The sequence below is a fragment of the Polaromonas sp. P3_B4 genome (assembly GCF_056402835.1).
In genome coordinates this window covers 319302-332219 of the sequence record NZ_JBFUGQ010000001.1, presented here as the reverse complement: position 1 = coordinate 332219, position 12918 = coordinate 319302, and the positions used below count along the sequence as shown (strand labels likewise).

At 62.4% G+C, this 12918-nt stretch carries 11 protein-coding genes; all 11 read left to right on the top strand.

The genetic code is table 11. The features are described 5' to 3' along the window. Positions 1-57 precede the first annotated feature (57 nt). The 11 genes from AC1DVV_RS01505 (at position 58) to trpA (ending at position 12861) form a co-directional block, all read left to right on the top strand. Positions 58-1035 (top strand): LysR family transcriptional regulator, encoded by a 978-nt coding sequence (locus AC1DVV_RS01505; protein WP_457279339.1) that lies wholly within the window; start codon positions 58-60, stop codon positions 1033-1035. 45 nt (positions 1036-1080) lie between these two features. Next, positions 1081-2502: a 3-isopropylmalate dehydratase large subunit gene (gene leuC, locus AC1DVV_RS01500; protein WP_457279340.1), complete on the top strand. Its 1422-nt coding sequence runs from the start codon at positions 1081-1083 to the stop codon at positions 2500-2502. Positions 2503-2513: 11 nt separating this feature from the next. After that, positions 2514-3164: a 3-isopropylmalate dehydratase small subunit gene (gene leuD, locus AC1DVV_RS01495; RefSeq protein ID WP_457279341.1), complete on the top strand. Its 651-nt coding sequence runs from the start codon at positions 2514-2516 to the stop codon at positions 3162-3164. Between the two features lie 14 nt (positions 3165-3178). Next, positions 3179-3715: a hypothetical protein gene (locus AC1DVV_RS01490; protein ID WP_457279342.1), complete on the top strand. Its 537-nt coding sequence runs from the start codon at positions 3179-3181 to the stop codon at positions 3713-3715. Between the two features lie 4 nt (positions 3716-3719). Further along, on the top strand, positions 3720-4790 hold the full coding sequence (gene leuB, locus AC1DVV_RS01485; protein WP_457279343.1) for a 3-isopropylmalate dehydrogenase: 1071 nt from the start codon (positions 3720-3722) through the stop codon (positions 4788-4790). Between the two features lie 282 nt (positions 4791-5072). Then, positions 5073-6212 (top strand): aspartate-semialdehyde dehydrogenase, encoded by a 1140-nt coding sequence (asd, locus tag AC1DVV_RS01480; RefSeq protein ID WP_457279344.1) that lies wholly within the window; start codon positions 5073-5075, stop codon positions 6210-6212. Positions 6213-6465: 253 nt separating this feature from the next. After that, a complete protein-coding gene (locus AC1DVV_RS01475) occupies positions 6466-9201 on the top strand; it encodes a FimV/HubP family polar landmark protein (protein WP_457279345.1) in 2736 nt (911 codons plus the stop codon). A 49-nt stretch (positions 9202-9250) separates the two neighbouring features. Continuing rightward, a complete protein-coding gene (gene truA, locus AC1DVV_RS01470) occupies positions 9251-10045 on the top strand; it encodes a tRNA pseudouridine(38-40) synthase TruA (protein ID WP_457279346.1) in 795 nt (264 codons plus the stop codon). Further along, positions 10042-10767 (top strand): phosphoribosylanthranilate isomerase, encoded by a 726-nt coding sequence (locus tag AC1DVV_RS01465; RefSeq protein WP_457279347.1) that lies wholly within the window; start codon positions 10042-10044, stop codon positions 10765-10767. The genes truA and AC1DVV_RS01465 overlap by 4 nt, the downstream gene beginning before the upstream one ends. Next, positions 10745-12046, top strand: a complete 1302-nt coding sequence (gene trpB / locus AC1DVV_RS01460) for a tryptophan synthase subunit beta (RefSeq protein WP_477702456.1) — start codon at positions 10745-10747, stop codon at positions 12044-12046. The genes AC1DVV_RS01465 and trpB overlap by 23 nt, the downstream gene beginning before the upstream one ends. After that, positions 12043-12861, top strand: coding sequence for a tryptophan synthase subunit alpha (gene trpA / locus AC1DVV_RS01455; protein WP_477702457.1), 819 nt, complete (start codon positions 12043-12045; stop codon positions 12859-12861). Before trpB ends, trpA begins: the two co-directional genes overlap by 4 nt. Positions 12862-12918: the final 57 nt, after the last annotated feature.

Sequence of the window (12918 nt, the reverse complement as noted above, 5' to 3'; positions counted from 1 at the left end):
CGTGGTAGCAAAATAGCGTTTCACCATCGTCTAACACGATGACGCCACGCCCATGCCATGAAAAGCTCCGAACGCAACTTTGCCCGCCGCATTGACCTGACCTCGCTTCAGCTCTTTGTGGCCGTGTGCGAGCTCGGCAGCATCGGCAAGGCGGCTGAGCGCGAATTCATTGCCGCCTCGGCCGTGAGCAAACGCCTCTCCGACCTCGAAATCACGCTGGACACACCGCTGCTGTACCGCCACACCCGCGGGGTCGATTTGACGCCCGCCGGCGAAAGCCTGCTGCACCATGCGCGCTCGGTGCTGTTCAGCCTGGAGAAGATGCAGAGCGAGCTCAGCGAATACGCCGACGGCGTGCGCGGCCATGTGCGCGTGCACGCCAGCATATCGGCCATCGTGCAGTTTTTGCCGGAAGACCTGGGCGCGTTCACCCGCGAGCATTCGGGCATCAAGATCGATCTGGAAGAGCACCTGAGCACCGAGGTGGTCCGGGCGGTGCAGGAAGGCGCGGCCGATCTGGGCATCTGCAACACCGCCGACGGCGCGGGTGACCTGCAGGTACTGCCCTACCGCACCGATAAATTAGTGTTGATTGTGCCCAGAGGCCACGCCCTGTTTGCGCAAGGCGCTATCAAATTTGAAGCAGCACTGGACTACGACCAGGTCGGCCTGCACTCCAACAGCTCGATTTACCTGGCCATGCGCGAGGCGGCCGCCCGGCTGGGCCGCACCATCAAGCTGCGCATCCATGTCACCGGCCTGGACGCCATGTGCCGCATGATCCACAACGGCCTGGGCGTCGGCGTGATGCCGCAGCGCGCTTTTGAGCTCATGCACGGCGTCGGCGAGCTGGAGTCCATACCCCTGCTGGACGCCTGGGCCGAGCGCCAGATCCAGCTGGTGGCGCGAGACTTTTCCACCCTGCCCCTGACGGCGCGGCTGCTGGTGGAGCACCTCACACAGCCCGCCGAACCGCACGCCAATGCAGCCCGACCCGCCCAAACCGCAGCCATGGCTGCGAGTTCAGCGGCCTAAAATCACCCTCACGACAGACGACAACGAGAGACCACGAAGGAAACCATGGGACGCACCCTCTACGACAAAATCTGGGACGAGCACGTCGTTCATACCGAAGACGACGGCACAGCCATCCTCTACATCGACCGCCACCTGGTGCACGAAGTCACCAGCCCGCAGGCCTTTGAAGGCCTGCGCGAGGCCGGCCGCAAGGTCTGGCGCATCAGCTCCATCGTCGCCACCGCCGACCACAACACGCCGACCACCGGCTGGGAACTGGGCTACGACGGCATCACCGACCTGGTGAGCAAGGAACAGATCACCACGCTGGACAGCAACATCAAGGAATTCGGCGCGGCCGCCTTCTTCCCCTTCCTCTCCAAGCGCCAGGGCATCGTGCATGTCATCGGCCCCGAAAGCGGCGCCACGCTGCCCGGCATGACGGTGGTCTGCGGCGACTCGCACACCTCCACGCACGGCGCTTTCGGCGCGCTGGCGCACGGCATCGGCACCAGCGAGGTCGAGCACGTGATGGCGACGCAAACCCTGCTGGCCAAAAAAGCCAAAAACATGCTCGTGAAGGTTGAAGGCAAGCTCGCCCCCGGCCTGACGGGCAAGGACATCGTGCTGGCCATCATCGGCAAGATCGGCACGGCAGGCGGCACGGGTTACACCATTGAATTCGCCGGATCGGCGATTCGTGCGCTCAGCATGGAAGGCCGCATGACGGTCTGCAACATGGCAATTGAAGCCGGCGCCCGCGCCGGCCTGGTGGCGGTCGACCAGAAAACCATTGATTACGTCAAAGGCCGCTTGCTCTCGCCCACCGGCGTCGAATGGGATATGGCCGCCAAATACTGGAACACGCTGCACTCGGATGCTGACGCGAAGTTCGACGCCGTCGTCGAGCTCGACGCCAGCCAGATCCTGCCGCAAGTCACCTGGGGCACTTCGCCCGAAATGGTGCTGTCCATCGACGACCGCGTGCCCGACCCCGACAAGGAAAAAGACGCCAACAAGCGCGATGCCATCGAACGCGCGTTGAAGTACATGGGCCTGGAGCCCGGCAAGGCGCTGAACGACCTGTACATCGACAAGGTGTTCATCGGTTCCTGCACCAACAGCCGCATCGAGGACATGCGCGAGGCAGCCGCCGTCATCAAAAAGATCGGCCAGAAGGTTGCCAAGAACGTCAAGCTCGCGCTGGTGGTACCGGGCTCCGGCCTGGTCAAGGAACAGGCCGAGCGCGAAGGCCTGGACAAGATTTTTGTGGCCGCCGGCTTTGAATGGCGCGAACCAGGCTGCTCGATGTGCCTGGCCATGAACGCCGACCGGCTGGAGCCAGGCGAGCGTTGCGCATCGACATCCAACCGCAACTTCGAAGGCCGGCAAGGCGCTGGCGGGCGTACGCATTTGGTCAGCCCGGCCATGGCCGCGGCGGCGGCAGTGCACGGTCACTTCGTTGACATCAGAAAATTCTCTTAAAGAGCCGCACCATGCAGAAATTCACCGTACACAAGGGCCTGGTCGCCCCGATGGACCGCGAGAACGTCGACACCGACGCCATCATCCCCAAGCAGTTCCTCAAGTCCATCCGCAAGACCGGCTTCGGCCCCAACCTGTTTGACGAATGGCGCTACCTGGATGCGGGCTTTCCCGGCCAGGACCCGGCCAGCCGCAAGCCCAACCCGGACTTCGTGCTGAACCAGCCACGCTACGCCGGCGCCTCCATCCTGCTGGCTCGCAAGAACTTCGGTTGCGGCTCCTCGCGTGAACATGCGCCCTGGGCGCTGGACCAATACGGCTTTCGCACGATCATCGCGCCCAGCTATGCCGACATCTTCTTCAACAACAGCTTCAAGAACGGCTTGCTGCCCATCGTGCTGCCCGAGGCACAGGTGGCCCAGCTGTTCGACGAAGCGCTGGCCTTCCCCGGCTACCAGCTCACCGTTGACCTGGAACGGCAGGTGATCGTCAAGCCGCAGGGCGAGGAGCTCCCGTTCGACGTGCAGGCTTTCCGCAAGTACTGCCTGCTCAACGGCCTGGACGACATTGGCCTGACCTTGCGCCAGAGCGACAAGATCAAGGCCTTTGAAGCCGAGCGCCTGGCAACCAAACCCTGGCTGAACCACACGGTGGCAGGATGATGGCGCACTCGCGCATGGCAGGGCTGGTTGTTGCCCTGCTGACCGGCCTGACGGGCTGCTCGACGATGGAAGCGGTCAATCGCGACCAAACCCAGCTGGCAGCCATCGAAAAGAACGCCCCTGCGAATGCCGCGACGCTTCGGCTGCGCTCCTTCTCGAATGGCACAGCGCGATTTGGTGTGAGCCCACAAAGCGCGTCATGCGAAGGCTTCAAGGATGTAGGTGTTGCTCTGAACACCATAGAACCCAGCCGGACCTACGCCGGCCGCGAACGCAAAGACATTGTTGAAGTACTTCCGCAAGCTGGCCCGGTGCAGATTCGCGCCTATGCGCAGGAGCAGCATTTTGCGAACAACATAACCTACAAGTCAAAGTGTGGACCGGTAGCTGTCCGCTTCGTCGCCGATCCGCAGAAAAAATACACTGCCGACCTGATCTGGAAAGACAAGCGTTGCACCATCGTGGTCAACGACACCACCAGTTCAACCCCCATCCCCGTGCCGGGCAGCAATTACTCTTGCCCGGCCAGTTTTTCTGAAATCCTGGATTAATCCCATGAAAATCGCAATCCTCCCTGGTGACGGCATCGGCACCGAAATCGTCGCGGAAGCCGTCAAGGTATTGAAGGCGCTCGACCTGAAGTTTGAAACCGAAAGCGCACTGGTCGGCGGCGCAGCATACGAGGCCCATGGCCATCCGCTGCCCGAAAGCACGCTGAAGCTCGCCAAGGAAGCCGATGCCGTACTGTTCGGTGCCGTCGGCGACTGGAAATACGACAAGCTCGACAGGCCGTTGCGCCCCGAGCAGGCCATCCTGGGCCTGCGTAAAAACCTGGGCCTGTTCGCCAACTTCCGCCCGGCAATTTGCTATGCGCAGCTGGTGGACGCCTCTAGCCTCAAGCGCGAACTGGTGTCCGGCCTGGACATCCTCATCATCCGCGAGCTGACCGGCGACATCTACTTCGGCCAGCCGCGCGGCCGCCGCGTTTCGCCTGATGGCCACTTCCCCGGCTCGGAAGAGGCCTTTGACACGATGCGCTATTCGCGCCCCGAGATCGAACGCATCGCCCACGTGGCCTTCCAGGCGGCCCGCAAGCGTGACAAGCGCGTCACCAGCGTCGACAAGGCCAACGTGCTGGAAACCTTCCAGCTCTGGAAAGACGTGGTCACCGAAGTCGGCAAGCAGTATCCCGACGTCGCGCTGGACCACATGTATGTCGACAACGCCGCCATGCAGCTGGTGAAGGCACCGAAGAAGTTCGACGTGGTCGTCACCGGCAACATGTTCGGCGACATCCTGTCTGATGCCGCCGCCATGCTGACCGGCTCCATCGGCATGCTGCCTTCGGCCAGTCTGAACGACAAAAACCAGGGCCTGTACGAACCCAGCCACGGCAGCGCACCCGACATCGCCGGCAAGGGCGTGGCCAATCCGCTGGCCACCATCCTGAGCGCAGCGATGATGCTGCGCTTCAGCCTGAACCAGCCCGAAGCCGCCGCCCGCATCGAAAAAGCCGTAGACGCCGTGTTGAGCCAAGGCCTGCGCACGCCTGACATCTATAGCGAAGGCACGACGAAGGTCGGCACGGTGGAGATGGGCAACGCAGTCGTAAAAGCGCTGACCTGACGTTTTTTTACCGCAAATCGCCTCAAACCAAGGGTAAAAAACGGGTTTGAGGCGGCTGTCAGCCCCGATAAAGCCAAGCCTGGCTACAATTAACACCATGCGCAAAAACCCCGCACTCACCCGCTTTATCGCCGCTACGCGCGCGATCGGCGCTGCGCCGGTTTTTGCCCAGATCACCAAAACGACCACCATTAAAGGCTAGCAAGCCTGGTTCGTCGTGCCCTGCCGGCTCGATGAGCCGGGCCAAAAAGCCTTATTTTTGACTTTTTGAAGGGCAACGCAATGAAACTCAAAGGCAATCTCACGGGACTCGTCGGCTGGCGCGGCATGGTCGGCTCCGTCCTGATCGACCGCATGCAGGCTGAAGGCGACTTCGACCTGATCGAGCCGGTTTTCTTCTCGACCTCGAACGCCGGCGGCAAAGCCCCGGCCCAGGCCAAAAACGAAACTACCCTGAAGAACGCCTTTGACATTGAAGCGTTGAAGAAGTGCGACATCATCATCACGGCACAGGGCGGCGACTACACCACTGAAGTCTTCCCCAAGCTGCGCGCCGCCGGCTGGACGGGCCACTGGATTGACGCGGCCTCCACGCTGCGCATGAACGACGATGCCATCATCATCCTGGATCCGGTTAACCTCCCGGTCATCCAGAACGCCATGGCCAAGGGCGGCAAGAACTGGATTGGCGGCAACTGCACGGTGAGCTGCATGCTGATGGGCGTGGGTGCGCTGTACAAGGCCGGCCTCGTCGAATGGATGACCAGCATGACCTACCAGGCGGCGTCCGGCGGCGGCGCCCAGCACATGCGCGAGCTGCTGACGCAGTATGGCACGCTCAATAGCGAAGTCCGCGCCTTGCTGGACGATCCCAAATCAGCCATCCTGGAAATCGACCGCCGCGTGCTGGCCAAACAGCAATCACTGAATAGCGATGAGACGGCCAATTTCGGCGTGCCGCTGGGTGGCTCGCTGATCCCCTGGATCGACAAGGACCTGGGTAACGGCATGAGCAAGGAAGAATGGAAGGGCGGCGCGGAAACCAACAAGATCCTGGGCCAGGGCGCTGGCTTCGGCACGGCTGAAACGCCGGTCGACGGCTTCTGCGTGCGCATAGGCGCGATGCGCTGCCACAGTCAGGCCCTGACCTTCAAGCTGAAGAAGGACGTTCCGCTGGCCGATATCGAGGCCATGATCGCTGCCGACAACGAATGGGTCAAAGTTGTGCCCAACACGCGTGAGGCCTCGATCAAGGACCTCACACCAGTCGCCGTGACGGGCACCATGCAGATTCCGGTGGGCCGCCTGCGCAAACTGGCCATGGGCCCCGACTACCTCGGTGCCTTCACCGTGGGCGATCAGTTGCTCTGGGGTGCGGCCGAACCGCTGCGCCGCATGCTCCGTATACTGCTTCAGGGGTGAATAATTCGGGGTAAGCGGTTGCCAACATGCGGCCGCTCATCCGTAACCACTTGTTTCCGTGCGTTGTCGTCTGACAACATCCTGAACATGTAAGTTGATGCTAACTCGATGTGTCAAAACTTAAGTGGTGTCTTAGCTTGTCAGCCTAATGCCTTGATGTTAAGGTTGTTTTTCGAAAATTCGCATCGAGGTTTTTGTGCGCTTAAGCAGAATAAAGTTACATGCAGACCGAGCACTGGAGGCTCCCAACCCCATGAATAAACGCGGTCGTTGGCGTATTGGCGCCCTGGCGAGTGCCATTGCATTGCTGGGCAGCCTGGCAAGTCTTGAAGCCCATGCGCTCGCGCTGGGCCGGATCACCGTTCAATCGGCACTGGGTGAACCCCTTCGCGCCGAAATCGAGATCACGGACCTCAAGCCCGATGAAGCAGCCAGCCTTCGGGCCGGTGTTGCACCGGCAGAAGCCTTCAGGGCAGCAGGCATGGAATACGGCACGGTGGTCACCGGCGTCGAAGTCAGCCTGCAACGTCGGACGGACGGACGGGCTTTCCTTCGATTGAGCAGCAACCGCCCCGTTACCGAGCCTTTCGTGGACCTCATCCTGGAGGCCAATTGGTCGAACGGGCGAATTACACGCGACTACACCATGCTGTTTGACCCGCCGGCCCTGCGGTCCGGCAGTAGCGGCACAGCAGTTGCGCCAACTGCACCTGTGCTGTCACGCCCCGGTTCGCCCAATGCCGCGCCGCCCGCCAAAGGCATCGCGTCCATCCCCTATTCCCCGTCAGGCCCCGGCTCCAGTGCCACCAGGCCCGCCCCCGTAGCCAAGGCACCTGCGGCAAAGGCGGAAAAAGCCCCTGCTGGCGACACGCAGGTCACCGTCAAATCCGGTGACACCGCAGGCAAAATCGCTGCCCAGAACAAGCCGTCCAGCATTTCACTGGACCAGATGCTGGTCGCCTTGCTCCGAAGCAACCCGGATGCCTTCATCGGCGGCAACGTCAACCGCATCAAGTCCGGCGCCGTGCTGGACATTCCGACCGCGGAATCGGCCGGTGCCGTCTCCCCCGGCGAAGCTACCCAGACCATCGTCGCGCAAAGCAAGGACTTCAACACTTTCCGCCGAAAACTCGCAGAAGGCGTGCCGGCGGCACAGGTAGCCGGTGCCGACCGCCAGGCCGGCGGCAAGGTGGAGGCCAAGGTGGAAGACCGGGCGCCTGCCAGCACCACCCCCGACAAGCTCACCCTGTCCAAGGGAGCCGTCAAGGGCAAGGCAGCGACAGCCGCCGAAGAAAAGATTGCCAAGGAACGGCAAGCCAAAGAAGCCTCGACACGGGTTGCGGAGCTGTCCAAAAATATCAACGAGCTCAACAAACTCGGAAGCGGTCCGGCAGCGGCACCCGCAGCCAGCGCGGCCAAAACGCCAGGTGTGGCTGTTCCAGCCCCGTCCAGCGTCACGGTGCCCGCGGCGGCTCCGACAGCTTCGGCGCCTTCCATCGCCGCATCATCGGCAACCTCCGCCAAAGCAGCCGCTACAACCACACAGGCGGCCAGCGCAGCAGCAGTTGCCGGCACGACGCCTGCGGTTGCCATGGCACCCGCCTCTGCGGCCTCAGCGACGGCCGCAAGCGCCGAGCCGCTTGTAGCGGCTTCACAACCAGCCCCCGCGGCCAGTGAGCCCGCTGCTCCGGTCGCAGCCGCTCCAGTAGTGCCCAAAAAGCCGGTCGTTGCGCCACCGCCGCCGCCGCCTGAACCCAGCCTGCTCGACGAACTGATGGAGAACCCCCTGGTATTGCCGGGCGTAGGCCTTCTGGTCGCGTTGCTCGCCGGATTCGGCTTTTACCGGTACCGCCAGCGCGCAGGCGGGGCCCAGGTTGACAGCTCTTTCCTTGAAAGCAGGTTGCAGCCCGATTCTTTTTTCGGCGCCAGCGGCGGCCAAAGAATTGACACGAATGAAGGCAACGCCACGGGCTCGTCCCTGGTGTATTCGCCCAGTCAATTGGACGCCGCTGGCGACGTAGACCCCGTAGCCGAAGCCGACGTGTACCTGGCATATGGACGCGACCTGCAAGCTGAGGAAATCCTCAAGGAGGCGATGCGCACCAGCCCCATGCGCGTGGCAATTCACGCCAAGCTGATGGAAATCTATGCCAAACGCCGCGACAGCAAGGCATTTGAGACCGTCGCCATCGAAGCCTTCAACCTGACCCACGGCAATGGCCCGGAATGGGCGTACATCACCGAGATGGGCCGAGAGCTCGACCCTTCGAACCCGATGTACCAGCCTGGCGGACAGCCCGCCGGCACAGCCTCTGCCGCCGGGACATCGGCGTTCAGCCCGGGCGGTACCGTGGCCATGGTGGCTCAACCGGTCAATGTCCCTGCGCCAACCCCGGCCGTGGACGTTGATCTTGACCTGGATTTCTCACTCGGTGATGAGCCTGATACAGCCACAACCCCTGCGGCAATATCGGCACCCGTTGCACCAAAACCAGTTGCCCCGCCCGTTACCAAGAAACCGGAACCCGCCGCCCTGAACATGGATTTCAGCAGCGCAACGGTTGCCATGCCTGCGGCCAAGCCACCGGCACCTGCTGCGGCCAAACCCGCCGAAGCGGCACCCGAGATTTCCTTTCTGTCCGAAGGCCTGAATTTTGAACCCGAGCCGTTCGTCCCGCCAGCCAAACCGGTTCCGCCGGTCAAGGCCGCTCCGGCTCCGGCCCCGGCAGTAGCCGACAGCGGCATGCTGGAATTCGACCTGGGCGCGCTTTCACTTGACCTGAATGGCCCAACAACGGAGAGTCCCGCTCCTGAGTTTGAAGTATCTTCTTCGTCGGATGACCCGCTTGAAACCAAGTTCATGCTGGCCGAAGAGTTCCGCTCACTGGGTGACACCGACGGTGCCCGCTCGCTGGCCGAAGAAGTGCTGGCAGAAGCCAGCGGCCCGTTGAAAGTCAAGGCGCAGGCGTTCCTGAACGCCTTGGCGTGAGCGCAGCCTGAACGCACCGCGTTCACTGCGCACCGGCCGGGGTTCAACCGTGAGGATTGCCCTCGGCGTCAGCTACAGCGGAAGTGCCTACGAGGGCTGGCAAAGCCAGCTCTCGGGCAATACCGTGCAGGACAAGCTGGAGCTGGCCTTGGCCAAGTTTGCCGCCCAGCCGATTCGTACCCTCTGCTGCGGGCGCACCGACGCTGGCGTGCATGCGCTGATGCAGGTCGTGCACTTTGACACGCCCCTGCAGCGCGATATCGCCTCATGGGTGCGCGGCACCAACACCTTTTTGCCCGGTGACATCGCGGTGCAATGGGCGCGTGAGGTCCCCGATGAATTCCATTGCCGCGGCAGCGCCATCGCACGCAGGTACGCCTACGTGGTGCTGGAATCGCCGGTACGGCCCAGCGTGGAGGCTGGGCGTGTCGGCTGGGTTTACCGGCCTCTGGACGGCGCTGCGATGCGACAGGCCGTCACGCACCTCATTGGCGAGCACGATTTCAGCTCTTTCCGGGCCGCGCAGTGCCAGGCCAAGTCCCCCGTCAAAACGATCAGCCGGATCGACATCTCCGAGCGTGCCGGTACGGGCTCCAAATACTGGCGCTTCGAGTTCGAGGCCAACGCCTTTTTGCACCACATGATTCGCAACATCATGGGCTGCCTGGTGGCTGTCGGCCAAGGCAACTACCCGCCAGGCTGGCTGGCCGAGGTAAGGGATGCGCGCAGCCGCGACGCCGCCGCGCCCACTTTTTCACCCGATGGGTTGTACTTCTTGGGACCGGTTTATGAAGACCACTATGGCCTCCCAAGTCGCACAGCGGCCTATGATTGGCTTCCATGACGCCCGCCACCCGCACCCGAATCAAGATCTGCGGCCTCACCCGCGAGGAAGACGTGGACGCGGCCGTGGCTGCCGGAGCCGATGCAATCGGGTTTGTAATGTACGAGGCCAGCCCGCGCTATGTGACAGCCGAACGCGCCGCCGAACTGGCTCGCCGCCTGCCTCCTTTCGTGACGCCGGTGCTGCTTTTCGTCAATGCTCCCGCTATAAAAATCATAGCTGCTTGCGCAGGTCTACCAACGGCTTTACTGCAATTTCACGGTGACGAAACACCGGAAACCTGCCTGGAAGCCGGGCGCCCGTTCATGCGTGCCGCACGCATTCCACTTGGTGAAAAAACCACTGAAAGCACGCCTGGAACCTCCGGCGGCTTTGATCTCGTAAAATACGCACAAGACTTCAAGGCCGCACAAGCCATCCTGCTCGACGCTCATGTCGAAGGTTATGGTGGCGGCGGGAAAACATTCAATTGGTCACTTCTTCCTCCAAACGTCAGCGCTCACCTCGTTTTGTCTGGTGGATTGACGCCTGCAAACGTGATCGATGGCATTTTGCAAGTCAGGCCGCGTTGCACAACGCTGGCCGTTGATGTCAGTTCGGGCGTCGAGATTTCCAAGGGAATCAAAAGCGCCGACAAGATCAACCAGTTTGTCGCGGCCGTTCGTGCCGCCGACGAGCTACTTGCAAAGAGTCTTAACCATGTACGAGTACCACCAGCCTGACGTTTCAGGCCATTTCGGAATTTACGGCGGCAGTTTTGTTTCTGAAACACTGACCCACGCCATCAATGAGCTGAAAGACGCTTACGCCAAATACCAGCACGACCCGGAGTTCCTCGCCGAATTCCACTCCGAGCTGGCGCATTTTGTAGGTCGCCCTTCCCCGATCTACCATGCCGCACGCATGAGCCGTGAGCAGGGCGGCGCGCAGATTTACCTCAAGCGCGAAGACCTCAACCACACCGGCGCGCACAAGATCAACAACACCATAGGCCAGGCCATGCTGGCGCGCCGCATGGGCAAGCCGCGCGTCATCGCCGAAACCGGCGCCGGCCAGCACGGTGTGGCCACGGCCACCATCTGCGCCCGCTACGGCCTGGAATGCGTGGTCTACATGGGCAGCGAAGATGTCAAGCGCCAAAGCCCCAATGTCTACCGCATGAACCTCCTGGGCGCCACCGTGGTGCCGGTCGAAAGCGGCAGCAAGACGCTGAAAGACGCGCTCAACGAAGCCATGCGCGACTGGGTCGCCAACGTCGACAACACCTTCTACATCATCGGCACGGTGGCGGGGCCCCACCCCTACCCCATGATGGTCCGCGACTTCCAGAGCGTGATCGGCACCGAATGCCTGCAGCAGATGCCGGAGTTCATTGGCACGAAGCAACCCGACGCGGTGATTGCCTGTGTGGGCGGCGGCAGCAACGCCATGGGCATCTTCCACCCCTATATCCAACATGCCGAAACCCGCTTGATCGGCGTCGAGGCCGCAGGTGAAGGCCTGGACAGCGGCAAGCACTCGGCGTCGCTGCAGCGCGGCCTGCCCGGCGTGCTGCACGGCAACCGCACCTATGTGCTGCAAAACGACGACGGCCAGGTCACCGAAACGCACAGCATCAGCGCGGGCCTCGACTACCCCGGCGTCGGCCCCGAGCACGCCTTCCTCAAGGACATCGGCCGTGCTGAATACGTCGGCATCACCGACACCGAAGCGCTGCAAGCCTTTCACTATCTGTGCCGCACTGAAGGCATCATCCCGGCGCTTGAATCCAGCCATGCCGTGGCCTGCGCCATGAAGATGGCGCGCACCATGCGCTCTGACCAAAGCCTGCTCGTCAACCTGTCTGGCCGCGGCGACAAGGACATCGGCACCGTAGCCGACCTTTCCGGCGCGGAGTTTTACGACCGGCCTTCGATGCGCGGCCTCTCCGTCAAGGGCGGCGCGGCCTCGGCAGCGTCGTTCGACGCCAGCGACGCCAAGGGAAGCGGGGTGCAGTCATGAGCCGCATTGCAGCCACCTTCTCCACGCTGAAAAACCAGGGCCGCAAGGCCTTGATTCCGTACGTCACGGCGGGTTTTCCGTTTGCCGACGTCACCCCCGAGCTGATGCACAGCATGGTGGCCGGCGGCGCCGACGTGATCGAGCTGGGCGTGCCCTTTTCCGACCCCAGCGCCGATGGCCCCGTGATTCAGAAAGCCGGTGAAAAGGCCTTGTCCCTGGGCATCGGCCTGGCACAGGTGCTGGAGATGGTGCGCCAATTCCGCACCAAAGACAGCGCCACCCCCGTCGTTTTGATGGGCTACGCCAACCCTGTCGAGCGCTACGACATCAAGCACGGCGGCAGCAAAACCGAAAGTGCGTTCATCCGCGACGCCGCACAAGCTGGCGTGGATGGCGTGCTCATCGTCGACTACCCGCCTGAAGAGTGCGTGGAGTTTGCCGCCCGGCTGCGCGCCCACGGCATGGACCTGATCTTTCTGCTGGCCCCCACCAGCACCGACGCACGCATGGCCCAGGTGGCGCAAGTCGCCAGCGGCTATGTCTACTACGTCTCGCTCAAGGGCGTGACGGGCGCCGGCACCCTGGACGTGGACGCGGTGGAGGCCATGCTGCCGCGCATCCGCAAGCATGTGAACGTGCCCGTCGGCGTGGGCTTCGGTATTCGCGACGCCGCCACTGCCAAGGCCATCGGCAAGGTGGCCGACGCAGTGGTGATCGGCAGCAAGATCATCCAGCTGATTGAAAACCAGCCGCGCGACAAGGTGGCAGCGGTGGCGCATGACTTTTTGAAAGAAATCCGTACTGCTTTAGGCTGACTTTTCATGCTGCTTTTGCCGGGCAAAACATCGGAAAAACCGGCGCATAATTGCGCT